Consider the following 26706-nt stretch of genomic DNA (forward strand, 5'->3'; position numbering starts at 1 on the left):
CGGCGCGCCCGAGGGCGCGTCGCTGCGTACGTGTGCGCGGTGCGGGGGGTGAGATCGCGCGGGGCTGCGGCTCGGGCCTCGCACAGACCGCCACCGGCCCTGACTGACCGTCAGGCGGGGCGCTGTTATTGATGCGCGCGCCACCGAAGAACGCAAGAGCGATTCACTGATTTTTTACTGGCGAGTCAGTTCGCCGGGCCGGAGCGCGCGCGGCGCGCCCCGGCCCGAGCGCGGCGCCGGGCTACCGCCCGCCCGCCAGCTCCAGTTCCAGCAGCCACTCCACGACCTCCGTGTGGTGGCGCGCCTGCCGCGGATCCGCGCCCCATACGTACAGCCCGTGTCCGGCGACCACCACCGCCGGCATCCGCGGGTCGCGGGCCTCCTCCAGGCGGTCGCCGAGGACCCGCATGTCCTGGCTGTTGGCGATCACCGGCAGGGTGATCTCCTCGCCCTCCGCCGGGTGGCCCACGCCCTTGAGCATCTCCAGGTCCTTGAACACCAGCCCGCCGGGGTGGCGGCGGCCCAGGGCCACCGAGGCGACGGTGTGCACATGGACCACCGCGCCCGCACCCGTCAGCCGGGCCACACGGGCATGCAGCTCGGCCTCGGCCGAGGGCCTGCCCGGCGCGCGGCCGTCCGGCAGCGGCACCGCCGCGCCCGCCGCGTCCACCAGGACCACATCGGAGGGGGCCAGCTCGCCCTTGTCCCGGCCGCTCGCGGTGACGGCGAGGCGCAGCGGGTCGCGCGAGAGCACCATCGACAGATTGCCGGAGGTGCCGCGCATCCAGCCGAACGACGCGAAGCGCGCCGCCTCGGCCGCCAGCACGGCTCCGGCCCGCTCCAGGTCCTGGTCCGGTCCCTGCTCCAGGTCCGCGGTCTCCGTCACGGGGTGCTCCTTGTGAGAGTGATCTCGTCGAGGCCCGCGGCCTCGGGGTGGTCGCCGACGCCCTGCTCGAAGTACGGCTCGCCGGGGCGCCGTACGCCGACGGTGCGCCAGCCCGCCGCGCGGGCCGCGTCCAGCTCGCCCGGGCGGTCGGAGAGGAAGAGGGTGCCCGCCGGGTCGGTGCCGATGGCCGCGGTGATCGCGGCATAGGACCCGGGGGACTGCTTGGGGCCCGCGTTCTCCGTGTCGTAGAACCCGTCGAGCAGGGGGATCAGATCCCCCTCGGGCGTGTGGCCGAACCATGCGCGCTGCGCGGCCACCGACCCGGAGGAGTAGATGTGCAGCCGCAGCCCCGCCGCCTGCCAGTGGCGCAGCGCCGGGATGGTGTCGGGGTAGAAGTGCGAGACCAGCTCGCCGCGCGCGAACCCCTCCGACCAGATGATGCCCTGAAGCGTCTTCAGCGGCGTGGCCTTGCGGTCCTCGTCCAGCCACGACCCCAGGATCCGCTCGATCCGGGCGGCGTCGGCCTCCGGCTCGCCCGCCGCCGCGCGGACCTGCTCCGCCGCCCGTCGCACCGCCGGCTCCTGCGCCCGCTCGGCCAGCAGCGCGCCGAACCGCTCGCGCGAGTACGGGTAGAGCACCTCGACGACGAACCCGGTGGCGCTGGTGGTGCCCTCGATGTCGAGCACCACCGACTCGACGCCGGCGAAGGAGACGGCAGGGCTCACGCGGCGGTCCGCCCGGCCTTCAGCGCGTCGAAGTCGGGGAAGCGCAGGGCGATCTCGCTGCCGGTGAAGTTGCCGATCCAGCCGTCCTCCTCGTGGAAGAAGCGGATGGCGGTGAAGGACGGGGAGACGCCCATGTCGAACCAGTGGGTGGTGCCGCGCGGCACCCCGAGGAGGTCGCCCGCCTCGCACAGCACGGCGTGCACCTCGCCGCCCACGTGCAGATAGAAGACGCCCGCGCCCGCGACGAAGAAGCGGACCTCGTCGTCATCGTCGTGGGTGTGCTCCCTGAGGAACTTCTCGCGCGCCGCCCTGGCCTTCGCGGGCCACTCGGCGTCGTCGCCGGGGTGCAGGGCGACCACGTCGACGGTGGCGAAGGACTCCTCCCCGACCAGCTTGTCGATCTCGGCGCGGTACGCGGCGAAGACGGTGTCGCTGTCGGCGTCCTGGGGCACGTCCTCGCGGACGGGCCACCGCTCGTAGCGCACACCGATCGGGGCGAGCGCCGCGGCGATCTCGGCGGGGTCCTCGGTGCGGCGCACCACGGTGTCCGGGCCGGACTCCGGCCAGGTGGTCAGAAGGGTCATCAAGGACTCCAAGCCGGAAGAGGGGAGGGGTTGAAGCCGGATAGTAACCCGGGGCCGACATATCGCGAGGTGTGAGGAAGAACGCGTCTCAGGACGTGAGAAGGAACGCCCTGACCTTTGACGTATGGCTGAAACCGTTCTCATGATGTGGTCATGAAGACGCTGCTGCTCGTTCGGCGGCTGTACGTGGATCTCCATCGGACGACTACGGCCAGCTGTAGCTGACCCTTGCCGCCGTAGTCCTTCCCGTCCCACAACCCGGCACCCCCGTGCCGCCGCATCACCCGGAGATCCCCATGTCCCGCTCCAGACTGCCCCTCGCCGCGGCCTCCCTCGTCTCGCTCACCGCCCTGGTCGCCACCGGCTGCTCCCAGTCCTCCTCAGCCTCGGACACCGGACCCTCCGGGGACACCCCCGCCTCGGCGAAGGCCGCGACCGGCAAGAAGCCCGCGCCCTTCGACCAGGGGAAGGTCAAGGTCGCCCTGGTCCGGCAGAGCGGCGCGGGCGACTACTTCGAGCAGTGGGGCAACGGCGCCAAGGCGCAGGCCAAGGCGCTCGGCATCGACCTCACCGTCTACGACGCCCAGGCGGACAACGCCAAGCAGGCCACCGACCTGTCGGCCGCGATCAACTCCGGGGCTAAGGCGATCATCGTCGACCACGGCTTCCCCTCGACCATCCAGCCGGAGATCGACAAGGCGGTCAAGAAGGGCATCAAGGTCGTCGTCTACGACGTCGAGACCAAGAACCCCGAGGTCATCTCCACCAAGCAGGACGACGCCAGCATGGCCAACGCCGTCCTGGACGTGATGACCAAGGAGCTCGGCAAGAAGGCCGAGGTCGGCTACGTCAACGTCGCCGGATACGCCGCGCTCGACAAGCGCGACAGCGTCTGGAAGAAGCGACTCACCGACAACGGCTGGAAGCAGGCGTTCAAGGTCGGCAAGGTCACTGACTCCACCGCCACCGACAACGTCCCGCTGGTCAGCGCCGCCCTCACCCAGCACTCCGGCGTCGCGGGCATCTTCGCCCCGTACGACGAGCTGGCCAAGGGCACCGTCCTCGCGGTCCAGAACAAGAAGCTGGCGGGCAAGGTCAAGGTGTTCGGCGCCGATGTCTCCAACGCCGACATCCAGGTCATCACCGCCAAGAACAGCCCCTGGGCCGCCACGGCGGGCACCGACCCGTCCGCCGTCGGCGCCGCCGTGGTCCGCACCACCGCCCTGGAACTCGCCGGTCAGCTGACGACCAAGTCGGTCGAGTTCCCGGCCGTCGCGATCACCCGCGACTTCCTGGTGAGCAAGAAGATCCAGAACCTGAACCAGCTGCGCACCGCGCTCCCCGCCCTCAACCTCAGCAAGGTCAGCACGGCGGACTGGATCCCCAATGTCGCCCACTGAGCCGACGGCCGACGCCGACGCCGACGCCGACTCCGGAGACGGCTCCGCGGCCGGGGACGGCCCCGCGCCGGGCGCCCGCGCGGAGGTGCCCGCGGTCTCGCTGCGCGAGGTCAGCATGGCCTTCGGCGGCAAGCCCGTACTCACCTCGGTGTCCCTGGACATCACTCCCGGCAGCGTGGTCGCGCTGCTGGGAGCCAACGGGGCGGGCAAGTCCACCCTGATCAAGGTGCTCTCCGGGGTGCACGCGGGACACGGCGGCCGGGTGCTCGTCGGCGGCGAGCCCGCCGCCCTGCCCTCGCCCGCCGCCGCGCACGCCCTGGGCATCCGCACCGTGCACCAGCGGATCGGCGAGGGCGTGGTGCCCGGCCTGTCCGTCGCCGAGAACCTGGTCTTCGAGGAGCTGGCCCAGCGCGGCGGCAACCCCTTCCTGGGCACCCGTCAGGTCCTCGCCCGCGCCCGCGAGATCCAGGACACCCTCGGCCTCGGCTGGTCCACGGACCTGCTGCGCCGCGACGTCGCCGAGCTCGGCATCTCCGACCAGCAGCTGCTGATCCTCGCCCGCGCCCTGTCCACCCGCCCCCGGCTGCTGATCCTCGACGAGCCGACCTCGGCCCTGTCCTCGGCCGAGGCGACGCGGCTGTTCGCGATCGTGGAGCGGCTGCGGGCCGAGGGGATCGCGGTGCTCTATGTGTCCCACCGGCTCGGCGAGATCGACTCCCTCGCCGACCGGCTGGTCGTTCTGCGAGACGGCCGTCTCACCGAAGACCTCTCGCGGCCCTTCGACTGGGACCGCGCGCTGCGCGCCATGCTCGCCCAGCCGCAGGCCGCGACCACCGCCCGGCCGGCCGACGGCCGGCGCGGCGGGGCCGTCGCGCTCTCGCTGCGCGGCGTACCGCTGCTGCCCGGCCGGCTGCCCCAGGACCTCGATCTGCGCGAGGGCGAGGTCACCGGCGTCGTGGGGCTCCTCGGGGCGGGCAAGACCGAGCTGGCGCGCGGGGTGTTCGGCGCCGAGCCGTTCCGCGTGGGGGAGCTGGAACTGGACGGCGAGCCGTACCGGCCGCGCCGCCCCGCCGACGCCATCCGCCGCGGCGTCCACCTGGTGCCCGAGGACCGGCACGCGGACGCGCTGATCCCCGGCTGGTCCGTGGCGCGCAACATCTCACTGCCCTTCCTGTCCTCCCTCTCCCTCGCCGGACTGGTCCGGGGCGGCCAGGAGGCCGAGCTGGGCCGCCGCACCATCGCCGAACTCGGCGTCGTGGCCCGCGACGAGACCAGCCCCGTCGAGGAGCTCTCCGGCGGAAATCAGCAGAAGGTCGTGGTCGGGCGCTGGCTCGCCGAGCGCCCCCGCGTCCTGATACTGGACGAGCCGTTCCGAGGCGTGGACATCGGCGCCCGCCGCGACATCGGCCGCCGCGCCCGCGCCCTGGCCGCCGACGGTTCGGCCGTCGTCGTGCTCAGCGCCGACGTGGATGAGGTCCTGGAGGTCGCCGACCGCGTCGTCGTCCTCGCCGACGGGGAGATCCGCCTCGACGCGTACGGCGCCGACGCCGAGCGCGACCAGGTCATCCAGGCCATCTCGGCATCCGTGTGACGCCGCACCGGGGCACCCCGCGCGGCACCACCACAGACCAGCACCACAAGCAGCACGAGACGAAGGAAGAAGCAGGCCCTGCGATGACCCTCACCCCTTCCACCGCCCCACCGGTGACGGCCGGGAAGACGGCCGCGGCGGGCGCCGGTCAGCGCGTCCAGGGCGCCGTCATCAAATACGGCTTCATCTTCGTCACTGTCGCCCTCTTCGCGTTCTTCTCGCTCACCGAGCCCACCTTCCGCGACTCGGCGACGCTCCTGGACACCCTCCGCTATGTCTCCGTCGCCGCCATCCTCGGCCTCGGCGTCACCCTCACCATGGCCGTCGGCGGAATGGACATGTCGGTGGGGGCGGTGGCCGGACTCGGCGTGACCGTCGCCGCCAAGACGATGGTCGTCTACAACCAGGTCGGCACGGTCGCGGTGATCGCGGTGATCGTGGCGGGCGCGCTCGCCGGACTCGTCAACGCCTTGCTGATCGTGGTCCTCAAGGTCCCCGACATGCTGGCCACCCTCGGCACCATGTTCGTCATCCAGGGCCTGAAACTGATCCTCGTCGACGGCCAGTCGATCTCGCCCGGCATGACCCTGGACGACGGCACCACCGCGCCCGGCAAGTTCACCGAGGGCTTTCTGTCCATCGACCGGGGCACCGTCGCCGGGGTGCCCGTCTCGGTGGTCATCTTCGCCGGACTCACCCTCGTCGCCTGGGTCTTCCTCTCCCGCACCCGCTGGGGCCGGGTGCTGTACGCGATCGGGTCGAACCCGGAGGCGACCCGGCTCGCCGGCGTCCGCGTCGGCGCCTACCGCGCCCTCGCCTACGTCCTGTCGGGCGTCCTCGCCTCCATCGGCGGACTGATCCTGGCCTCCAGGATCGGCCAGGGCGATGTCTCCGCCGGCACCTCCCAGCTGCTGGAGGCGGTCGCCGTGGCGCTGGTCGGCACCTCCGTGCTCGGCCGCGGCAAGCCCAACGTCTGGGGGACCGCGCTCGGTGCCGTCCTCATCGGCGTCATCACCACCGGCCTGACCATCAAGGGCCTGCCGTACTACACACAGGACGTGGTCGAGGGCGCGGTGCTGATCCTCGCCCTGGTCTTCAGCTTCACACTGTCCCGAGGAAACCGCCGATGACGCACCCGCCGCACCCCGACACCCCGCCCGCCTACCGGGTCCTGGAGCCCGAGGACATCCCCGGCTATCTGCGGGGCCTGGGCCACTGGAACGGCGACGCCATCGAGGTCCACGAGGTCTCCGACGGCAACATGAACCGGGTGTTCATCGCCCGCACCCCCGACGGCACCCGCAGCCTCGCCGTCAAGCAGGCGCTGCCCTGGGTCCGCGTCGCCGGCCCCTCCTGGCCCATGAGCCCCGCCCGCGCCGACGCCGAGGCCCGCGCCTACCGGCAGGTCGCCGCCGTCGCCCCGGACACCATCCCGGCCATCCACGGCTACGACGCCGGCAACTACGCCCTCACCATGGAGGACATGTCCGATCTGCGGGTGCTGCGGACCCACCTCAACGAGGGCGGGGACTACGGCGAGGTGTCCCGCCACATCGGTGCCTTCGTCGCCGCGCTCTCCTTCGCCACCAGCGACTTCGGCATGGCCTCCGCCACCCGCAAGGAGCTGATCGCCACCTCGGTCAGCCCCGAGCTATGCAAGATCACCGAGGATGTGGTGCTCAGCGAGCCCTATCTCGACCACGAGCACAACCACTGGCACGACAGCCTCGACGACCTCGCCGCCGCCTTCCGCGCCGACCCCGCACTTCGCACCGAGGTCGCGGCCCTGCGGCATGTCTTCATGACCAGCGCCCAGGCGCTGCTGCACGGCGATCTGCACACCGGCAGCGTCATGGTGGGCACCCGTCAGGGCGCCGACGTGGTCCGGGTCTTCGACCCGGAGTTCTCCTTCGTCGGCCCGATCGGCTTCGACCTCGGCCTGTACTGGGGCAACGTCCTCGTCTCCGAGCTGCGCGCCCGGGCGCTCGGCACCCCGGGCGACCACGCCGACCAGCTCGCCCTCAGCTGGGACGCCTTCGAGGCGGAGCTGCGCCGGCTGTGGCCGACCCGGGTCGACACCTTCTTCGACGACGCCTACCTGGACCGCTTTCTGCGCCAGGTGTGGTCGGAGAGCCTGGGCTTCGCCGGTACGGAGATCATCCGCCGCGTCATCGGCTTCGCCCACCTCACCGACCTGACCACCCTGCCCGACCCCGGCCCCGCCTCCCGCCGCGCCCTGCTGCTCGGCCGCGAGCTCATCCTGGGCCGCGACCGCCTCCCGGACGCCGCCGGCGTCCGGGCGCTGGCCGAGCGGGTCGGCACTGCGCCGTAGCGGCCACCGGGGGACGCGGCGAAGGGGAGGCTCCGCAGCGGAGCCTCCCCTTCGGGCCTTATGGGGCCCGGGCCTTATAGGGCCTGTCAGGCCGCGCGGCGGTCCAGCAGCTCCTGGACCCGCGCCCGCACCTCCTCCGTGTCCAGCCCACGGATCGTCAACGTGGTGCGGCGGCGCAGCACATCGTCCGCGGTCTCCGCCCACTCGTGGTCACGGGCGTAGACGACCTGCGCCCAGATCTCCGGGGCGTCCGGGTGGATCCGCTCGCCGAGCGCCGGGTCCTCGTCGGCCAGCCGGGCGATGTCGAAGGAGAGCGAACCGTAGTGCGTCGCCAAGTGGCGCGCGGTGTCCCCGGCCATCCGCGGGCCGGGGGTGCCGCCGTCCACCAGCAGCCGGTGCGCGACCGCGTGCGGGCTGGCCAGGCCCGGCAGCGGCATGTGCTTGGGCAGCCGCGATATGGGCTCCATGTCCTCCGCCAGCGGGTGCCCCGGCAGCTGCGCGAGCTTGTTCATCACGGTGCGGCCTATGTGGCGGAAGGTGGTCCACTTGCCGCCCGCGATGGAGAGCATGCCGCCGCGGCCCTCGGTGACCACGGTCTCCCGCTTGGCCTTGGCGGTGTCCCCGGGGCCGCCGGGCAGCACCCGCAGCCCGGCGAACGAGTAGGTGATCAGGTCGCGGGACAGCTGCTGGTCCCGGATGGAGAAGGCGGCCTCGTCGAGGATCTGGGCGATGTCCTTCTCGTTCACCCGCACCTCGGCCGGGTCGCCCTCGTACGCCTCGTCGGTGGTGCCGAGCAGCAGCATGTCCTCCCAGGGGAGGGCGAAGGTGATGCGGTACTTGTCGATCGGCGTGGCCAGCGCGGCCCGCCACGGGGAGGTGCGCCCCAGCACCAGGTGCGCGCCCTTGGAGAGCCGGATGGACGGGGCCGCGTTCGGGTCCTCCATCGCGCGCAGGTGGTCCACCCACGGGCCCGTGGCGTTCAGCACCAGGCGGGCGTTCACCCCGAACTCGGTGCCGTCCAGGCGGTCCTTGAGCTCCGCTCCGGTGACGCGGCCGTCGGTCGTCCGCAGCCCCACCACCTCGGCGTGGTTGAGCACGGTCGCACCCGCCTCGACCGCCGCCCGCACCGTCATCAGGGCCATGCGGCTGTCGTTCATCTGGCCGTCGCCGTAGACCGCGACCGCCTTGAGGCCGTCGGTGCGCAGCTCGGGGACGTCCCGCACGGCCTTGTCGGGGCTGATGACATGGCCGACGCCGTCCCGGAAGGCGGAGAGCGCCGAGTAGGCGAACACGCCCGCGCCGAGCTTGGCCGCGCCGTGCGGGCCGCCCTTGTAGACCGGCAGATAGAAGGTGAGCGGGTTCGCCAGGTGGGGGGCGACGCTGCGGGAGACCGCGCGTCGCTCGAAGTGGTTCTCGGCGACCAGCTTGACCGCGCCGGTCTGGAGATAGCGCAGCCCGCCGTGGAGCAGCTTGGAGGAGGCCGAGGAGGTGGCGCCGGCGAAGTCGCCGGCGTCCACCATGGCCACCCGCAGTCCCGACTGCGCCGCGTGCCAGGCAGTGGTGATGCCCAGGATGCCGCCGCCGATCACCAGGAGGTCGTGCGTTGCCCTGGTCAGCCTCTCCCGGGTCTCGGCGCGGCTCGGCAGGGGGTGCCTCCCAGCGGCGGCTGGAAGGGAACCGGCAGCCGGGTGCGTCCCGAGTGCCGGGGCGCTCTGCGGGGTGGTCATTGCTTACTCCTCGTCTTCGATCCAGCCCATGGTCCGCTGCACGGCCTTGAGCCAGTTCTTGTACTCGCGGTCGCGGACTTCCGCGTCCATGCGGGGGGTCCACTCGGCGGCGCGGCGCCAGTTGGCGCGCAGCGCGTCGGTGTCCGGCCAGAAGCCGACGGCGAGACCGGCGGCGTAGGCGGCGCCGAGGCAGGTGGTCTCGGCGACCATCGGCCGCACCACGGGTGCGTCCAGGACGTCGGAGAGCGTCTGCATCAGCAGGTTGTTGGAGGTCATGCCGCCGTCGACCTTGAGCGCGGTGAGTTCGACGCCGGAGTCCTTGGTCATCGCGTCGACGATCTCGCGGGTCTGCCAGGCGGTGGCCTCGAGCACGGCGCGGGCGATGTGCGCCTTGGTGACATAGCGGGTCAGACCCGCGATGACGCCACGCGCGTCGTCACGCCAGTAGGGGGCGAACAGACCGGAGAAGGCGGGCACGAAGTAGGCGCCGCCGTTGTCCTCGACCGAGCTGGCCAGGGTCTCGATCTCGGCCGCGCTGTTGATCAGCCCCATCTGGTCGCGCATCCACTGCACCAGCGAGCCGGTGACGGCGATCGAGCCCTCGAGGGCGTAGACCGGCTTCTGGTCGCCGATGCGGTAGCCGACGGTGGTCAGCAGGCCGTTGTACGAGTTGACCGGCTTGGCGCCGGTGTTCATCAGCAGGAACGTTCCGGTGCCATAGGTCGACTTGGCCTCGCCCTCGGAGAAACAGGTCTGGCCGAAGAGGGCGGCCTGCTGGTCACCGAGCGCCGAGGCCACCGGCACGCCCGCCAGGACGCCCTCGGCGGTGGTCCCGTACACCTCGGCGGAGGAGCGGATCTCGGGCAGCACGGCCGCCGGGATCTCCATCGAGGACAGGATGCGCTCGTCCCAGTCGAGGGTCTGGAGGTTCATCAGCAGGGTGCGCGAGGCGTTGGTGACGTCGGTGACGTGCACGCCCCCGTCGGTGCCGCCGGTGAGGTTCCAGATCACCCAGGAGTCCATGGTGCCGAAGAGGATCTCGCCGGCCTCCGCGCGCTCGCGCAGCCCCTCGACGTTGTCGAGCAGCCAGCGGATCTTCGGGCCCGCGAAGTACGAGGCGAGCGGCAGGCCGGTCTCCCGGCGGAACCGGTCCTGGCCGACGTTGCGGCCGAGCTCCCTGCACAGGGCGTCGGTGCGGGTGTCCTGCCAGACGATGGCGTTGTGCACCGGCTCGCCGGTGTTCTTGTCCCACAGCAGCGTGGTCTCACGCTGGTTGGTGATGCCGATCGCCTTCACATCGGCGGAGGTGATGCCGGCCTTGCTGATGGCCCCGTCGACGACTTCCCGGACGTTCTCCCAGATCTCGGTCGCGTTGTGTTCGACCCAGCCGGGCTTGGGGAAGATCTGCTCGTGCTCCTTCTGATCGACCGAGACGATGCGGCCGTCCCGGTCGAAGACGATGCAACGGCTCGAGGTGGTGCCCTGGTCGATCGCTGCGATAAACGGGCCGGTGGAGTGGGTGTCGGTCATGGTGTGCGGCTCTCCTGCGCGTCAAGAGGGGGTGGGGTTTGAGAGTGGGGCTAGGCGAAGGCGATCTCGTAGATGCCGCCGGCGATGGCGCCGCCGATGAGCGGGCCGACGACGGGGATCCAGGCGTAGCCCCAGTCCGAGCCGCCCTTGTTGGGCAGCGGCAGGAGGGCGTGGGCGATGCGGGGCCCGAGGTCACGGGCGGGGTTGATGGCGTAGCCGGTCGGACCGCCGAGCGAGAGGCCGATGCCGACGACGACCAGCGAGGTGATCAGGACGCCGATGACGCCCAGGCCGTGGCCGTCCCCGTTCAGACCCTGGGTGAGGATGGCCAGCACCAGCACGGTCGTGGCGATGATCTCGGTGGCCAGGTTCTGCACCGTGTTGCGGATCTCGGGGCCGGTGGAGAAGACGCCGAGCACCGGGCCGGCGTCGGTCTTCGCCTGGGCCGCGGCCTTGGCCGTGTCCTGGGCGCCCGGGCCGCCGACGATCTCGCGGTCGGTCAGATGCGCCTGGAAGTGGCCCATGTAGGCGACCCACACCAAGGTGGCCCCGATGATGGCGCCGGTCATCTGACCGAGCACATAGATCGGCACATCGCTCCACTCCGTGCCGCCCTCGATCGCGAGGCCCAGCGTCACGGCGGGGTTCAGATGTGCCCCGGACAGGGGGGCCGAGATATACGCGCCGGTCAGCACGGCGAAACCCCACCCGAAGGTGATGGCCAGCCACCCCGCGCCGAACGCCTTGGAGCGCTTCAAGACAACGCCGGCGACGACACCACCGCCGAGCAGGATGAGAACGGCGGTACCGATGGTCTCGCCGATGAAGATGTCGGAGCTGGACACCCGCGACTCCTTTGTCCTTCGTCCAGATGGACACCGGGAAGCGCTGCACCACGGGGGTCAACCGGTGGCCCGCGCCCCTCGGTGAGGGGCTGGTCGGCCCGCGGCGAGTTACACCCTAGCGAATATTGTCGTCAGATGTTCGACAATGCCGACCGACGAACGGCAGTTTTCTGCACGGTGAAGGCTGAGGTCAAGGGTCGTGTGACTGAAAACTCGTACCGGGGTGAACGGGCGTGAACCGGCTGATACCGAGCGGTAACTCTCAGAAGCGGCTGGCGCCCAGATCGCGCGAGACGGCCCGCGCGCAGTCCCGTACCGCGGCGACCAGATCGGAGCGCAGCTCGCCCTCCTTGCAGACCCGCTCCACCGCGCCCGCGACGCCCACCGCGCCCACCGGCATCCGCCGCCGGTTGTGGATCGGGGCGGCGATCGACGCGACGCCCTCCCAGGTCTCCTCCACGTCCGAGCCCCAGCCGCGCGCCCGGGTCAGGTCCAGGACGGACTCGAAGCCGGTCATGGAGGTCACCGTGCGGGGGGTGAACGCCTCGCGCTCGGCCTCGACCGCCTCGCTGTGCGCCACCGGGTCGTACGCGGACAGCACCTTGCCCAGGGCCGTGGAGTGCAGCGGCTGCATCGCGCCGACCTCCAGCACCTGGCGGCTGTCGTCGGGGCGGAACACGTGGTGGACGATGAGCACGCCCTGCTGGTGCAGCACGCCCAGATACACGCTCTCCCCGCTGGAGCGGGCCAGGTCGTCGGTCCACACCAGGGCGCGGGCGCGCAGCTCGTGCACGTCCAGATAGCTGTTGCCCAGACGCAGCAGCTCGGCGCCGAGCTGATAGCGGCCCGACGCCTCGTCCTGCTCGACGAAGCCCTCCTGCTGGAGCGTGCGCAGGATGCCGTGCGCGGTGCCCTTGGCCAGCCCCAGCGAGGAGGCGATGTCGGACAGGCCCAGACGGCGCTCGCCCCCGGCGAGCAGCCGTAGCATCGCGGCAGCTCGCTCGAGCGACTGGATGGTCCGTGCCATCGCGCACCCCTCCTGACACTACGGTTCGACAATGCTGAACACTATCGGTCCATGTCGACCCCGCGGTACAGCGGGGAAAGGGTAAACGATCAAAAGGTGCCCCGTGGACGGCACCCCCTCGGCCCCTCACAAGATGTCCCGCCAGATGGAACAGCCCGCGCCGGAAGCCCCCCGGCGGCTACGCTGGCCTGGTGCGCCCTCCGGGAGGAGGGCGCAAAGCCGACAGCCGTCGCACCTCAGGGAGCTCACCCATGGCCTCGCACACGCCCACCTCCATCCCCACCGACTCCGCCGCCCGAGTCGGCGCCCTCCGCGAGGCCCTCGCCACCCGGGTGGTGGTCGCGGACGGCGCGATGGGCACCATGCTCCAGGCCCAGGACCCCACCCTCGAGGACTTCCAGCAGCTCGAGGGGTGCAACGAGATCCTCAACGTCACCCGCCCCGACATCGTCCGTTCGGTCCACTCGGCCTACTTCGAGGCCGGCGTCGACTGCGTGGAGACCAACACCTTCGGCGCAAACCACTCGGCGCTGGGCGAATACGAGATCTCGGACCGGGTGTACGAGCTGTCCGAAGCGGGCGCCCGGGTCGCCCGCGAGGTCGCCGACGGCTTCGCGGCCGACGGCCGCCCCCGCTGGGTGCTCGGCTCGATCGGCCCCGGCACCAAGCTGCCGACGCTGGGCCACGCCCCGTACACCGTGCTGCGCGACGCCTACCAGCGGAACGCCGAGGGCCTGATCGCCGGCGGCGCGGACGCCCTGCTGGTGGAGACCACCCAGGACCTGCTCCAGACCAAGGCGTCGGTCCTCGGCGCCCGCCGCGCCCTGGACGCCCTGGGCACCCACGTCCCGGTGATCTGCTCGGTGACGGTGGAGACCACCGGCACCATGCTGCTCGGCTCGGAGATCGGCGCGGCGCTCACCGCGCTGGAGCCGCTGGGCATCGACATGATCGGCCTGAACTGCGCGACCGGCCCGGCCGAGATGAGCGAGCACCTGCGCTATCTGGCCCGCCACTCCCGTATCCCGCTGTCCTGCATGCCGAACGCCGGCCTGCCGGTGCTGGGCAAGGACGGGGCGCACTACCCGCTCACCCCGGCCGAGCTGGCCGACGCCCAGGAGACGTTCGTGCGCGAGTACGGGCTGTCGCTGGTCGGCGGCTGCTGTGGCACCACGCCCGAGCATCTGCGCCAGGTCGTGGAGCGGGTCCGCGAGCTGACCCCCACCGAGCGCACGCCCCGCCCCGAGCCCGGCGCCGCCTCCCTCTACCAGACGGTGCCGTTCCGCCAGGACACCTCGTACCTGGCGATCGGCGAGCGGACCAACGCCAACGGCTCCAAGAAGTTCCGCGAGGCCATGCTGGAGGGCCGCTGGGACGACTGTGTGGAGATGGCCCGGGAGCAGATCCGCGAAGGCGCCCATCTCCTCGACCTGTGTGTGGACTACGTCGGCCGGGACGGCGTCGCCGACATGGAGGAGCTGGCCGGCCGCTTCGCCACCGCCTCCACCCTGCCCCTCGTGCTGGACTCCACCGAGGTCGACGTCATCCGCGCGGGCCTGGAGAAGCTGGGCGGCCGCGCGGTCATCAACTCCGTCAACTACGAGGACGGCGACGGCCCCGAGTCACGCTTCGCCAAGGTCACCCGTCTGGCCCAGGAGCACGGCGCCGCGCTGATCGCGCTCACCATCGACGAGGAGGGCCAGGCCCGCACCCCGGAGAAGAAGGTCGAGATCGCCGAGCGGCTGATCGCCGACCTGACCGGCAACTGGGGCATCCACGAGGCGGACATCCTCATCGACACCCTGACCTTCACCATCTGCACCGGCCAGGAGGAGTCCCGCAAGGACGGCATCGCCACCATCGAGGCGATCCGCGAGCTCAAGCGCCGCCACCCGGATGTGCAGACCACGCTGGGCCTGTCCAACATCTCCTTCGGCCTCAACCCCGCCGCCCGCATCCTGCTCAACTCCGTCTTCCTCGACGAGTGCGTCAAGGCGGGCCTCGACTCGGCGATCGTGCACGCGAGCAAGATTCTTCCGATCGCGCGCTTCGACGAGGAGCAGGTCACCACCGCCCTCGACCTGATCTACGACCGCCGCTCCGAGGGCTACGACCCGCTCCAGAAGCTGATGGCGCTGTTCGAGGGCGCCACCGCCAAGTCCCTGAAGGCCGGCAAGGCCGAGGAGCTGGCCGCCCTGCCGCTGGAGGAGCGCCTCAAGCGCCGCATCATCGACGGCGAGCGCAACGGCCTGGAGGCCGACCTGGACGAGGCCCTCCAGGAGCGGCCCGCCCTGGACATCGTCAACGAGACCCTGCTGGACGGCATGAAGGTCGTCGGCGACCTCTTCGGCTCCGGGCAGATGCAGCTGCCGTTCGTCCTCCAGTCCGCCGAGGTGATGAAGGCGGCGGTGGCGCACCTGGAGCCGCACATGGAGAAGGCCGAGGACGGCGAGGACGCGGGCAAGGGCACCATCGTGCTCGCCACGGTCCGCGGCGACGTCCATGACATCGGCAAGAACCTCGTCGACATCATCCTGTCCAACAACGGCTACAACGTGGTCAACCTGGGCATCAAGCAGCCGGTCTCGGCGATCCTGGACGCCGCCCAGGAGCACCGCGCCGATGTGATCGGCATGTCCGGGCTGCTGGTGAAGTCCACGGTGATCATGAAGGAGAACCTGGAGGAGCTCAACCAGCGCAAGCTCGCGGCCGAGTACCCCGTCATCCTCGGCGGGGCGGCGCTGACCCGGGCGTATGTCGAGCAGGACCTGCACGAGATCTACGAGGGCGAGGTCCGCTACGCCCGCGACGCCTTCGAGGGCCTGCGGCTGATGGACGCCCTGGTCGCCGTCAAGCGGGGCGTGCCGGGCGCGTCCCTGCCCGAGCTCAAGCAGCGCCGCGTGGCCAAGCGCGCGGCGGCGGTGGAGGTGGCGGAGCCCGAGCAGGGGCCGGTGCGCTCCGATGTGGCCACCGACAACCCGGTGCCCACCCCGCCCTTCTGGGGCAGCCGCGTGGTCAAGGGCATCCAGCAGGCGGACTACGCGTCCTGGCTGGACGAGGGCGCGCTGTTCAAGGGCCAGTGGGGCCTCAAGCAGGCCCGTACCGGCGACGGGCCGAGCTACGAGGAGCTGGCCGAGACCGAGGGGCGGCCGCGGCTGCGCGGCTGGCTCGACAAGCTGCACACCGAGAACCTGCTGGAGGCGGCCGTCGTCTACGGCTACTACCGGTGTGTGTCCAAGGGCGACGACCTGGTGCTGCTGCACGACGACGGCAGCGAGCTGACCCGCTTCACCTTCCCGCGCCAGCGGCGCGGCCGCCGCCTGTGCCTGGCGGACTTCTTCCGCCCGGAGGAGTCCGGCGAGACCGATGTGGTCGGGCTCCAGGTCGTCACCGTCGGATCGAAGATCGGCGAGGCCACCGCCGAGCTGTTCGCCGCCGACTCCTACCGCGACTACCTGGAGCTCCACGGGCTGTCCGTCCAGCTGGCGGAGGCGCTCGCCGAATACTGGCACGCACGGGTGCGCGCCGAGCTGGGCTTCGCGTCCGAGGACCCCGAGGACGTCACGGACATGTTCGACCTCAAGTACCGGGGCGCGCGCTTCTCGCTGGGCTACGGCGCCTGCCCGGACCTGGAGGACCGGGCGAAGATCGCCGACCTGCTGCGCCCGGAGCGGATCGGGGTCAAGCTCTCCGAGGAGTTCCAGCTGCACCCCGAGCAGTCCACCGACGCGATCGTCATCCACCACCCCGAGGCCAAGTACTTCAACGCGCGGTAACGCGCCCGGCGCGCTCCGCGACGCCCGCCGGGAAGCCGCCGGGCGTCGCGGAGCGCGCCGACGTACACTGGTCGATCCGGTAGAGGCCGGTCGTCTTCCGAATCGCGGAAACCGCGGATGACGACCGGCCTTCCTGCCCCTCGCCCGGAGGTGATCGGATGACCAGCAGCATCCCCGCCGTCGACACCCGTACGGCCGAAGGCTCCGCCCTGCAAGCCGTTCTGCTCGACATGGACGGCACCCTGGTGGACACCGAGGGCATCTGGTGGGACACGGAGGTCTCCATCTTCGCCGAGCTCGGCCACGCACTCGCCGAGGAGTACCGGCAGATCGTCGTGGGCGGGCCCATGACCCGCAGCGCCTCCTTCCTGATCGAGGCCACCGGCGCGGACATCGCGCTCGCCGAGCTGACCGGGCTGCTGAACAGCCGCTTCACCGAGCTGATCGACGGCACCGTGCCGCTGCTCCCGGGCGCCCGCCGGCTGCTCACCGAGCTGGCCGCGCACCAGGTGCCCACCGCGCTGGTCTCGGCCTCCCACCGGCGCGTGATGGAGTCCGTGCTGCGGTCGATCGGCCCGGAGCACTTCACGCTCACCGTCGCGGGCGACGACATCGGCCGGACCAAGCCGCACCCCGACCCGTATCTGCACGCCGCCGCGGGGCTGGGCGCGGACCCGGCGCGCTGTGTGGTGGTGGAGGACACGGTGACCGGGGTGACGGCGGCCGAGGCGGCGGGGTGCCGGGTGGTGGCCGTGCCGTCGCTGGTGCCGATCGAGCCCGCGGTGGGGCGCACGGTCGTCGGCTCGCTGGAAGAAGTCGACGTGCCATTTCTGCGCACTCTGATCACAGCAATGCGCTGAACGCGCACTGAGCGTATTTCCGTAAAGGGCGGGCCGGAAGCGGGTCGGGAGCGGGGCCGGAAGCTGGGTCGGGAAACTGAAAGCGCCAATTCCGCTTGCCCTCGCGAGGCCCTCCATAGACGTGATGTTTCTCACCATGCGGACCGTCGACAGGGCGCGCGCGCTCTGCTGCCGGTCCTCTCTGGGGCGATTTGCGTGGACCTATGTGTCCGGATTGATCACATCTCATGTGAAACATGACGGCGTCCGGATATCGGTGAACCGTTACACGTTATCGGGGCGTGATATTGCCTCAACTTCGTTGTGTTCCAGTAGGGCTGGCACCGCGGACTAATCTCTTCGGCGAGTAGTTGATCGATCCCAGGGAGACTCCCGAGAATGAATCGCAAGTCGCTGGTGCTGCCGGCCCTGGCGGGCCTCCTGACCTCCTCGCTCGCCGCGTGCGGCGGTGACGAGGGCGCAGGCTCGGACGGCGGCGCGATCATCGTGGGGAGCACCGACCGCATCGAGGCGTCGAAGGTGGGGAACGCGCCGCTGGACCCCGCCCAGGCATATGACTTCGCCTCCTGGAGCGTGCTGCACAGCACCTTCCAGACGCTGATGAGACTGCCCCGCTCCGGGACCGACCCCATACCCGACGCCGCCGAGCAGTGCGGCTTCCGGGACCGGCAGAGCGAGCAGTACTGGTGCAAGCTGCGCAAGGGGCTGAAGTTCTCCAACGGCCACGATCTGACCTCCGCCGATGTGAAGTTCTCCCTGGAGCGGGTGTTGCGGATCAAGGACCAGACCGGGGTGTGGTCCCTGCTCTCCAACGTGGACAAGGTGGAGACCCCCAACGACCGCGAGATCGTCATCCACCTCTCCAGCCCGGACGCGACCTTCCCCTCCAAGCTCACCACGCCGGCCGCCGCGATCCTCGACAGCGAGGTCTACCGCAAGGACGCGGTGCTCAAGGGCTTCGACATGGTGGGCTCCGGCCCGTACACCGCGAAGACCGAGGTGCGGAACAACCGGCTGACGAAGGTGGTCTTCACCAAGAACTCCGAGTACAAGGGAGACGTCGAACCGCGCAGCGACAAGGTCGAGATGCGCTTCTTCGACGACGCCAAGACCATGGAGGAGGCGCTGACCAAGGGCGATATCGACGTCGTCAACCGCGGCTTCTCGCCCGAGCAGATCGAGCGGCTGGACACCGGCGAGGTCAAGGGCGTCCGGCTCCAGGAGACCTCCGGCCAGGGCATCCGCTACCTCGTCTTCGACACCACGGCCCCGGCGGTGAAGAACAGGGCCGTGCGCCAGGCCATCGCCCACATCGTGGACCGCCAGGCGCTGGTGCGCGATGTGTACAAGCGCACCGCCGAGCCGCTGTACTCGATGGTCCCCAACAACATCTCCTCGCACACCAACTCGTTCCACAACGAGTACGGCGACCCGGACGTCACCGCCGCGCGCACACTGCTCCAGCAGGCCGGCGTGGAGACCCCGGTGGACCTGACGCTGACGTACACCACGGACCACTACGGCCCGGAGACGGCCCAGGAGTTCAAGAAGCTCCAGTCGCAGCTCAACTCCAGCGGCCTGTTCTCGGTGCGGATCGAGGGCTTCAAGTGGACCGAGTTCCGCCCGGCCGCCTCCAAGCGGGAGTACTCCGCCTACGGCATGGGCTGGCTCCCGGACTTCCCGGACCCGGACACCTACATCGCGCCGTTCCTCACCAAGGACAACTTCCTCAACTCGCCGTACCACAACAAGACCGTCCAGGACGATCTGATCCCCAAGACCCGGCAGGAGTCCCAGCGGGCCCTCGCGGTCAAGGACCTCCAGAAGATCCAGGACATCATCGCGGACGATGTTCCGTATCTGCCGCTGTGGCAGGGCAACCAGTACGTGGCCGCCCGCGACGGGATCGTGGGAACCGAGTACCTGCTCGACTCCTCGACCATGCTCCAGCTGTGGGAGATCGGCCGCACCACCGGGGACTGAGCCCGGCGGCGACAAGCAGTGACAAGGGCCGTACCCCGTGCCGCCAGGAGGCGGAGGGATACGGCCCTTGTCGCGTGCGCCGATAGCCGCGCGCCGATCTGCGCGGGCGCGCCCGGTGCGAAAGCGCGAGCAGAGGCGCTCGCGCGCTACTGCGCGCCGGGCCGCACCAGCCCGCTCTCATACGCATAGACCGCGGCCTGCACCCGGTCCCGCAGCCCCAGCTTCGTCAGCACATGCCCCACATGGGTCTTCACCGTCGTCTCACTGACGAACAGATCCGCCGCGATCTCCGCGTTGGACAGCCCCTTGGCGACCAGCTTCAGGACCTCCACCTCGCGCTCGGTGAGGGTGTGCAGGGTGTCCGGCACCGGCTCCTCGCCGGACGGCAGATGCCCCGCGTACTTGTCGAGCAGCCGCCGCGTGATGCTCGGCGCCAGCATCGCCTCGCCCGCCGCCACCACACGGATCGCCTGCACCAGCTCATGGGCCGGCGCGTCCTTCAGCAGAAAGCCGCTGGCCCCCGCGCGCAGCGCCTCCACCACATACTCGTCCAGATCGAAGGTGGTCAGCACCAGCACCTTGGCCGGACCGTCCCGGCCCGGGCCGGTGATCTGCCGGGTCGCCTCCACCCCGTCCATCCGCGGCATGCGGATGTCCATCAGCACCACGTCCGGCTGGAGCGCCCGCACCTGGTCCAGGGCCTGTAGTCCGTCTCCCGCCTCGCCGACGACCGCCAGATCCTGCTCGGCCTCGAGAATCATCCGGAAGCCGGTGCGCAGCAGCGGCTGGTCGTCGACCAGTAGGACGCGGATCGCCACGGGATCTCCTTCGGTGGACCGCTAGACCTGCCCCATTCTGCCGGACTGCGCGGGGACGATGGCCAGCGGATAAGGCGGGGGAGTCCCACCGAATTCCGGGCAATGCGCCTGGTGGTCGCACCATCCGCACAGCTTCGTCCGGCGCGGCAGGAAGACGCCGCCGGCCATCGCCTGCGCGATCGCCTCCCACAGGGCCCGCACCTTGCGCTCCACGGCCAGCAGATCGGACTCCTGCGGGTCGTACGTCAGCACATCACCGCTGCCCAGGTAGACCAGCTGGAGCCGGCGCGGCACCGCCCCCCGCAGCCGCCACAGCACCAGGGCGTAGAACTTCATCTGGAACAGCGCGTCCGCCGCGTACTGCGGGGCGGGCGCCTTGCCGGTCTTGTAGTCGACGATCCGCACCTCGCCACTCGGAGCGACGTCGACCCGGTCGATATAGCCGCGCAGCGTCAGCCCGGAGTCCAGCCGCGTCTCCACGTACAGCTCCCGCTCGGCGGGCTCCAGGCGCGTCGGGTCCTCCAGCGAGAACCACTGCTCGACCAGCCGCTCGGCATCCGCGAGCCATCGCTCCAGCCGCTCCGGGTCCTCCGTGCCGTCCTCCGCACGGAACAGCTCTCCCAGCTCCGGCCGGGCCTTCAGCAGCCGCTCCCACTCACCAGGCACCAACGCGCGGGCGCGCGGGGCGGTGCGCTCCACGGCCGGGGAATCGAATAGGCGCTCGAGCACCGCATGCACCACCGTGCCGCGGGTCGCGGCGGCGCTCGGCTTCTCCGGCAGTTTGTCGATCACCCGGAAGCGGTAGAGCAACGGACACTGCATGAAGTCCGCCGCGCGCGATGGCGACAACGACGGCGCGGACCGTGACAAGCTGCGCGCGGACGGCGGCACAGCGGACGGCCGCTCGGACTCCGGCGTCCGATCGGCCCGCTCGGCCTTCCCGGTGGAGGTTCCCATGGCGCAGACCCTACGGCCCGCCACCGACAGCCGGACGCATACCATCGACGTCCGAGGTCCTCGCACTGCATGATCGTGGGGACCATACCGAAGAAGCGGTGCGAACGACGCATCCGACGAGGGGACACCGTGGACAACAGCGGGCAGCGGCAGTCCGACAGCGGGGGATCGGACGGTACGACCGAGCCCGAGGGCGAAAAGCCGCAGCGCCCCCGTGAGGCGGGCGGCGGCTTCCTGATGGGCCGGCCGTTCGGTGTGCCCGTGTACGTCTCGCCCAGCTGGTTTCTGGTCGCCGCGCTCATCACCTGGGTCTTCGGCGGCCAGCTGGAGCGGGTGCTGCCCGAGCTGGGCGCCGCCCGCTACATCGTCTCGCTGTTCTTCGCGGTGGCCTTCTACGCCTCCGTGCTGGTCCACGAGCTCGCCCACACCATCGCGGCGCTGCGCTTCAAGCTCCCGGTGCGCCGGATCCAGCTCCAGTTCTTCGGCGGAGTCTCGGAGATCGAGAAGGAGTCCGAGACGCCCGGCCGCGAGTTCGTCCTGGCCTTCGTCGGCCCGCTGCTCTCCCTGATCCTCTCCGGCCTGTTCTACCTCGGCATGCTGGTCGTGGAGCCGGGCACGGTCCCCGGGGTGCTGCTCGCCGGGCTGATGATCTCCAACCTCATCGTGGCCATCTTCAACCTGCTGCCCGGCCTGCCCCTGGACGGCGGCCGCATGCTGCGCGCCGTCGTCTGGAAGATCAGCGGCAAGCCCATGACGGGCACGATCGCCGCCGCCTGGACCGGCCGGGCGCTCGCCGTCGCGGTCCTGGTGGGCCTGCCGCTGGCCACCCAGGCCGGCGGGCTCGGGGACGAGTCCGAGGGCTTCGGCAGCGTCGACTCGCTCACCGACGCGCTGCTCGCCGCCATACTGGCCGCAATCATCTGGACCGGCGCCGGAAACAGCCTGCGCATGGCCCGGCTGCGTGAACGCCTCCCGGACCTGCGGGCCCGCGCCCTCACCCGGCGTGCCGTGCCAGTCGCCGCCGACACCCCCCTCTCGGAGGCGCTGCGCCGCGCCAATGAGGCGGGGGCGCGAGCCCTCGTCGTGGTCGACGGCCAGGGCACGCCCACCGCCGTGGTCCGCGAGGCCGCCATCGTCGGGATCCCCGAGCACCGCCGCCCCTGGGTCGCGGTCAGCGGCCTGGCCCAGGACCTCAAGGACGGCATGCGGGTCTCCGCCGAGCTCACGGGCGAAGAACTGCTGGACACCCTGCGTGCCACCCCCGCCACCGAATACCTGGTGGTCGAGGAGACCGGGGAGATCTACGGCGTCCTGTCGACGGCCGACGTCGAGCGCGCCTTCGTGGCCGCCATGGCAAGAACACCCTCCTGACACCCACCGGGCGCTGAGGCTTGCCGGACCGCGGTCAGCGCGTCCCCGCAGGCCCGGTAGGCTGGCCACATGTCCGAACCGACCGGTGCCGCCCGCCGTCGCGGGCCCTTCCAGGTCGGGGACCAGGTCCAGCTCACCGATCCCAAGGGACGCCACTACACGTTCACGCTCGAGGCCGGGAAGAACTTCCACACCCACAAGGGTTCCTTCCCCCACGACGAGCTGATCGGCGCCCCCGAGGGAACCGTCGTGCGCACCACGGGAAACGTCGCGTACCTCGCGCTGCGCCCCCTGCTCCCCGACTATGTCCTGTCCATGCCACGCGGTGCCGCCGTGGTCTACCCCAAGGACGCGGGGCAGATCCTGGCGATGGCCGACATCTTCCCCGGCGCGCGCGTCGTCGAGGCGGGCGTCGGCTCGGGGTCGCTCAGCACCTTCCTGCTGCGCGCCATCGGCGACCAGGGCATGCTGCACTCCTACGAGCGCCGGGCCGACTTCGCCGAGATCGCCAAGCAGAACGTGGAGCGCTACTTCGGCTCCCCGCACCCCGCCTGGCAGCTCACCGTCGGCGACCTCCAGGACAACCTCTCCGACACCGACGTCGACCGCGTCATCCTGGACATGCTGGCCCCCTGGGAGTGCCTGGGGCCCGTCTCCAAGGCGCTCGTCCCCGGCGGCATCCTGTGCGCCTACGTCGCCACCACCACCCAGCTGGCCCGCACCGTCGAGGCCATCCGCGAGCACGGCACCTTCAACGAGCCCGCGGCCTGGGAAACCATGGTCCGCACCTGGCACGTCGAGGGGCTCGCGGTGCGCCCCGACCATCGGATGATCGGGCACACCGGCTTCCTGCTCACCGCCCGCCGCCTCGCCGACGGCGTGGAGCCCCCGCTGCGCCGCCGCAGGCCCGCCAAGGGCGCCTACGGCGAGGACTACGCGGGCTGGGGCAGCGGCGGGTCGGCCGGGGGCGCGGAGACCCCCGCGAACGGCTCCGCCGACCGAGGCTGACCCGGACCCGTACCGGCGCCCCGCGCCAACACCTGTACGCGGCCACCGACTTCCCCTGGAATTCCGCGGGGGAGGCGGTGGCCGCGCCGTGTGAGATGTGGCACGATGCGGGGCACCCCCTGACGCCACCGCTCTCACAGGAGTCACGCCGCGTGCAGCCCCTGGGCCCGGACCTCCCGCACACCCACCCCCGGCCGGTGCACTGGCTCGCGACAGCGACCGCCCTCGCCGCCGTCGTCGCCGGGGCGGCGGTGTTCCAGCCCTCCGACGCCAAGGCCACGACCGACACCCCCACGACAGCGGCCGCACCGGGCGCGGGCACCCCCGGCGCCCCGGGCGTCAAGGCCCCGGACCCCACCACCGCGGACTACCCGGTGGACTGCGGCCCGGAGACGGTGGACGTCACGGACCGCGCCTCGGGGGATCTCGACGGTGACGGCCGGCCCGAGACCGTGGCCGTGGTGCGCTGCCACTCCGCGACGGGCACCCCGCCCAGCGGCATGTATGTGCTGGCCCAGCCGGATGGCAAGGGGAAGGGTGAGGCGGGGCGGCCGAGGATCGTGGCCACCTTCCTCGACCCCAAGGAACGCATGAGCGTCACGGATTTCGCGCTGCGCGGAACCAAGGTTTCGGCCACTCTGCTCGGATACTCCTCGCAGCAGGTGCCGCGCTGCTGCCCGGACCTCCAGCGCAAGGTCAACTGGCAGTGGGAGGACGGCAAGTTCGTACTCAAGGCGCTGCCGGTCGCCGGCAGTGTCTGACCCGTCACGCCACGTACCGCGCCGGCCCGGCGCGCCGTCAGTCGGCGTCCGGGCCGTACACCTCGACCTGGTCGGATACCCGCCGTACATGGATGCAGTCGCCGGGACACTCCTTGGCGGAGTCCGCGACATCCTTGAGCAGGGGCAGCGGCACCCGTGTCGTCGCCCCCTTGTCCTGCAACAATTCGTCGTCGGCGCTCTTGACGTAAGCTAGACCGTCGATGTCGAGTTCGAAGATCTCGGGTGCGTACTGGGCACAGATGCCGTCGCCCGTGCACAGATCCTGATCGATCCAGACTTCAAGATCACCGAGCTCCTCGTTCCGCACCGTCACGATCTGCCGTCCCCTAATACATGTTTCAACATTGACTAAATAGCGCCAGCCTTGGCGGGTGTTGACCATCTCGACGATACAACCGGTCGCTTTCCGATGTTGTTGGGTGGGTATTCACCTGGCGTGAGGGAGTGCGCAAGGGTGAAGATCGGACACACGCCGACCGGGTTTGTGATCTAGGGGTTTCAACCCGCACCGGCCCAGGTAGGGTCAGGAAGCGTCCAGCTCCCCTTGGAGGAGGTGAGGACCGTGGCAGCCCACGACGACGACATCAACCGCGGCATCCGGCCGGGGCGGGGGTCTGATGACCCAGCCGGCCAGGTTGCCTATCTCGAGCAGGAAATCGCCGTCCTGCGACGTAAGCTCGCCGACTCTCCGCGGCACACGAGGATTCTCGAAGAGCGGATCGTCGAGTTGCAGACCAACCTGGCGGGCGTGTCCGCACAGAACGAGCGGCTCGCCAACACGCTCCGTGAGGCCCGCGACCAGATCGTGGCCCTCAAAGAGGAGGTCGACCGGCTCGCGCAGCCCCCGGCCGGCTTCGGAGTGTTCCTACAGGCCAACGAGGACGGCACGGCCGACATCTTCACCGGAGGCCGGAAACTCCGGGTGAACGTCAGCCCGAGCGTCGACCTCGAGGACCTCAGGCGCGGCCAGGAGGTCATGCTCAACGAGGCGCTCAACGTGGTCGAGGCCATGGAGTACGAGCGCGCCGGGGACATCGTCACCCTCAAGGAGGTCCTTGAGGACGGCGAGCGCGCCCTGGTGATCGGGCACACCGACGAGGAGCGCGTGGTGCGGCTCGCCGAGCCGCTGCTGGCCACCACCATCCGCTCCGGTGACGCCCTGCTGCTCGAGCCCCGCTCCGGCTACGTCTACGAGGTCGTGCCCAAGAGCGAGGTCGAAGAGCTCGTCCTCGAAGAGGTCCCGGACATCGACTACACCAAGATCGGCGGCCTGGGCAACCAGATCGAGCTGATCAGGGACGCGGTCGAGCTCCCGTACCTCTACCCCGACCTGTTCAAGGAGCACGAACTGCGGCCGCCCAAGGGTGTGCTGCTGTACGGCCCGCCCGGCTGCGGCAAGACCCTGATCGCCAAGGCCGTGGCCAACTCCCTTGCCAAGAAGGTCGCCGAGGTGACCGGGAAGTCCGCGGGGAAGAGCTTCTTCCTCAACATCAAGGGCCCCGAGCTGCTGAACAAGTACGTCGGCGAGACGGAGCGGCACATCCGGCTCGTCTTCCAGCGGGCGCGGGAGAAGGCCAGCGAGGGCACGCCGGTCATCGTCTTCTTCGACGAGATGGACTCCCTCTTCCGGACCCGCGGCTCCGGCGTCAGCTCGGACGTGGAGAACACCATCGTCCCCCAGCTGCTCTCCGAGATCGACGGTGTCGAGGGCCTGGAAAATGTGATCGTCATCGGCGCCTCCAACCGCGAGGACATGATCGACCCCGCGATCCTGCGCCCCGGCCGCCTCGATGTGAAGATCAAGATCGAGCGTCCGGACGCCGAGGCCGCCAAGGACATCTTCTCGAAGTACCTGACACAGACCCTGCCCATCCACTCGGACGACCTCGCCGAGCACGGCGGCTCCCCGAAGGCAGCGGTCGGCGGCATGATCCAGTCGGTCGTCGAGCAGATGTACACCGAGTCCGAGGAGAACCGCTTCCTCGAGGTCACCTACGCCAACGGCGACAAGGAAGTCCTCTACTTCAAGGACTTCAACTCCGGCGCCATGATCCAGAACATCGTGGACCGGGCCAAGAAGATGGCCATCAAGGACTTCCTCGACCACAACCAGAAGGGCCTCCGCGTCTCCCACCTGCTCGCCGCCTGCGTGGACGAGTTCAAGGAGAACGAGGACCTGCCGAACACCACGAACCCCGACGACTGGGCCCGCATCTCCGGCAAGAAGGGCGAGCGGATCGTCTACATCCGCACCCTGGTCACCGGAAAGCAGGGCGCGGACACGGGACGCTCCATCGACACGGTGGCGAACACCGGTCAGTACCTGTAACACCGCTGTCCGGCTGCGGATGTCCTGGACGGGGCATCCGCAGCCGGATGCGCTTTTCGGACCGCGAATTCGGACGCGTATGACGGACCTGTCAGCACAGCGAGCGGGCACCTACGAGCCGGACCGGAGCAATGACTGAAATGATCGCCTCAGAGCCGCGTGGCGGTTCTAGGCT

General features: G+C 70.5%; 21 protein-coding genes. 11 read left to right on the top strand and 10 right to left on the bottom strand.

The window, feature by feature from the left end; all coding sequences use genetic code 11:
* Positions 1 to 241: 241 nt before the first annotated feature.
* Genes mtnB through ACH4S9_RS13955 form a run of 3 tightly spaced genes read right to left on the bottom strand, consistent with a single transcriptional unit; the run spans position 242 to position 2195 of the window.
* On the bottom strand, positions 242 to 886 hold the full coding sequence (gene mtnB, locus ACH4S9_RS13945; RefSeq protein ID WP_311725278.1) for a methylthioribulose 1-phosphate dehydratase: 645 nt from the start codon (positions 884 to 886) through the stop codon (positions 242 to 244).
* A complete protein-coding gene (mtnC, locus tag ACH4S9_RS13950) occupies positions 883 to 1611 on the bottom strand; it encodes an acireductone synthase (protein ID WP_398371914.1) in 729 nt (242 codons plus the stop codon). Before mtnC ends, mtnB begins: the two co-directional genes overlap by 4 nt.
* Entirely contained in the window at positions 1608 to 2195 is a 588-nt protein-coding gene (locus ACH4S9_RS13955; protein WP_385351188.1) for an acireductone dioxygenase, read from the bottom strand. The genes mtnC and ACH4S9_RS13955 overlap by 4 nt, the downstream gene beginning before the upstream one ends.
* A gap of 296 nt (positions 2196 to 2491) precedes the next feature.
* On the opposite strand from ACH4S9_RS13955, the gene ACH4S9_RS13960 reads away from it, so the two are divergent.
* The 4 genes from ACH4S9_RS13960 to mtnK all read left to right on the top strand — a co-directional run bounded on the left by ACH4S9_RS13960 (position 2492) and on the right by mtnK (position 7518).
* Complete coding sequence (locus ACH4S9_RS13960; RefSeq protein WP_385351191.1) at positions 2492 to 3595, top strand: substrate-binding domain-containing protein; 1104 nt, start codon at positions 2492 to 2494, stop codon at positions 3593 to 3595.
* A 115-nt stretch (positions 3596 to 3710) separates the two neighbouring features.
* Positions 3711 to 5186 carry a sugar ABC transporter ATP-binding protein gene (locus ACH4S9_RS13965; RefSeq protein ID WP_398372968.1) on the top strand — a complete coding sequence of 492 codons (1476 nt, stop codon included), beginning with the start codon at positions 3711 to 3713 and terminating at the stop codon, positions 5184 to 5186.
* Positions 5187 to 5269: 83 nt separating this feature from the next.
* Positions 5270 to 6316, top strand: a complete 1047-nt coding sequence (locus ACH4S9_RS13970) for an ABC transporter permease (protein WP_311725282.1) — start codon at positions 5270 to 5272, stop codon at positions 6314 to 6316.
* The gene (mtnK, locus tag ACH4S9_RS13975; RefSeq protein ID WP_398371918.1) at positions 6313 to 7518 is read left to right on the top strand and encodes an S-methyl-5-thioribose kinase; all 1206 of its coding nucleotides are present in this window, start codon (positions 6313 to 6315) and stop codon (positions 7516 to 7518) included. Before ACH4S9_RS13970 ends, mtnK begins: the two co-directional genes overlap by 4 nt.
* An 86-nt stretch (positions 7519 to 7604) precedes the next feature.
* Here mtnK and ACH4S9_RS13980 read toward each other — a convergent pair whose 3' ends face one another.
* The 4 genes from ACH4S9_RS13980 to ACH4S9_RS13995 form a co-directional block, all read right to left on the bottom strand.
* Positions 7605 to 9245 carry a glycerol-3-phosphate dehydrogenase/oxidase gene (locus ACH4S9_RS13980; protein WP_358845558.1) on the bottom strand — a complete coding sequence of 547 codons (1641 nt, stop codon included), beginning with the start codon at positions 9243 to 9245 and terminating at the stop codon, positions 7605 to 7607.
* Between the two features lie 3 nt (positions 9246 to 9248).
* A complete protein-coding gene (gene glpK, locus ACH4S9_RS13985; RefSeq protein WP_311725285.1) occupies positions 9249 to 10775 on the bottom strand; it encodes a glycerol kinase GlpK in 1527 nt (508 codons plus the stop codon).
* A gap of 50 nt (positions 10776 to 10825) precedes the next feature.
* Entirely contained in the window at positions 10826 to 11620 is a 795-nt protein-coding gene (locus ACH4S9_RS13990; RefSeq protein ID WP_311725286.1) for an MIP/aquaporin family protein, read from the bottom strand.
* Between the two features lie 262 nt (positions 11621 to 11882).
* Complete coding sequence (locus tag ACH4S9_RS13995; protein WP_311725287.1) at positions 11883 to 12647, bottom strand: IclR family transcriptional regulator; 765 nt, start codon at positions 12645 to 12647, stop codon at positions 11883 to 11885.
* 251 nt (positions 12648 to 12898) lie between these two features.
* On the opposite strand from ACH4S9_RS13995, the gene metH reads away from it, so the two are divergent.
* From metH to ACH4S9_RS14010, 3 genes are all read left to right on the top strand, one after another.
* Positions 12899 to 16423 (top strand): methionine synthase, encoded by a 3525-nt coding sequence (metH, locus tag ACH4S9_RS14000; protein ID WP_398371922.1) that lies wholly within the window; start codon positions 12899 to 12901, stop codon positions 16421 to 16423.
* Positions 16424 to 16581: 158 nt separating this feature from the next.
* The gene (locus tag ACH4S9_RS14005) at positions 16582 to 17283 is read left to right on the top strand and encodes an HAD family phosphatase (RefSeq protein WP_352133369.1); all 702 of its coding nucleotides are present in this window, start codon (positions 16582 to 16584) and stop codon (positions 17281 to 17283) included.
* A 378-nt stretch (positions 17284 to 17661) separates the two neighbouring features.
* A complete protein-coding gene (locus ACH4S9_RS14010) occupies positions 17662 to 19266 on the top strand; it encodes an ABC transporter substrate-binding protein (protein ID WP_311725290.1) in 1605 nt (534 codons plus the stop codon).
* Positions 19267 to 19412: 146 nt separating this feature from the next.
* Here the strand turns inward: ACH4S9_RS14010 and ACH4S9_RS14015 are convergent, their stop codons facing one another.
* Both ACH4S9_RS14015 and ACH4S9_RS14020 read right to left on the bottom strand, forming a co-directional pair.
* Positions 19413 to 20084, bottom strand: coding sequence for a response regulator transcription factor (locus ACH4S9_RS14015; protein WP_014181038.1), 672 nt, complete (start codon positions 20082 to 20084; stop codon positions 19413 to 19415).
* A gap of 21 nt (positions 20085 to 20105) precedes the next feature.
* Positions 20106 to 21086 carry a RecB family exonuclease gene (locus ACH4S9_RS14020; RefSeq protein ID WP_311725291.1) on the bottom strand — a complete coding sequence of 327 codons (981 nt, stop codon included), beginning with the start codon at positions 21084 to 21086 and terminating at the stop codon, positions 20106 to 20108.
* A gap of 84 nt (positions 21087 to 21170) precedes the next feature.
* On the opposite strand from ACH4S9_RS14020, the gene ACH4S9_RS14025 reads away from it, so the two are divergent.
* The 3 genes from ACH4S9_RS14025 (at position 21171) to ACH4S9_RS14035 (ending at position 24181) form a co-directional block, all read left to right on the top strand.
* Positions 21171 to 22412, top strand: a complete 1242-nt coding sequence (locus tag ACH4S9_RS14025) for a site-2 protease family protein (RefSeq protein WP_311725292.1) — start codon at positions 21171 to 21173, stop codon at positions 22410 to 22412.
* Between the two features lie 69 nt (positions 22413 to 22481).
* Positions 22482 to 23420 carry a tRNA (adenine-N1)-methyltransferase gene (locus ACH4S9_RS14030; protein WP_311725293.1) on the top strand — a complete coding sequence of 313 codons (939 nt, stop codon included), beginning with the start codon at positions 22482 to 22484 and terminating at the stop codon, positions 23418 to 23420.
* 152 nt (positions 23421 to 23572) lie between these two features.
* Positions 23573 to 24181 (top strand): hypothetical protein, encoded by a 609-nt coding sequence (locus ACH4S9_RS14035; protein WP_398371926.1) that lies wholly within the window; start codon positions 23573 to 23575, stop codon positions 24179 to 24181.
* 37 nt (positions 24182 to 24218) lie between these two features.
* On the opposite strand, the gene ACH4S9_RS14040 is transcribed toward ACH4S9_RS14035, so the two are convergent.
* Complete coding sequence (locus ACH4S9_RS14040) at positions 24219 to 24509, bottom strand: ferredoxin (protein WP_311725344.1); 291 nt, start codon at positions 24507 to 24509, stop codon at positions 24219 to 24221.
* A gap of 255 nt (positions 24510 to 24764) precedes the next feature.
* Between ACH4S9_RS14040 and arc the strand changes: the two genes are divergently transcribed.
* Positions 24765 to 26531, top strand: coding sequence for a proteasome ATPase (gene arc, locus ACH4S9_RS14045; protein WP_311725295.1), 1767 nt, complete (start codon positions 24765 to 24767; stop codon positions 26529 to 26531).
* Positions 26532 to 26706 lie beyond the last annotated feature (175 nt).

It is taken from the genome of Streptomyces sp. NPDC021225 (assembly GCF_044332865.1).
Classification (GTDB): Bacteria; Actinomycetota; Actinomycetes; order Streptomycetales; family Streptomycetaceae; genus Streptomyces.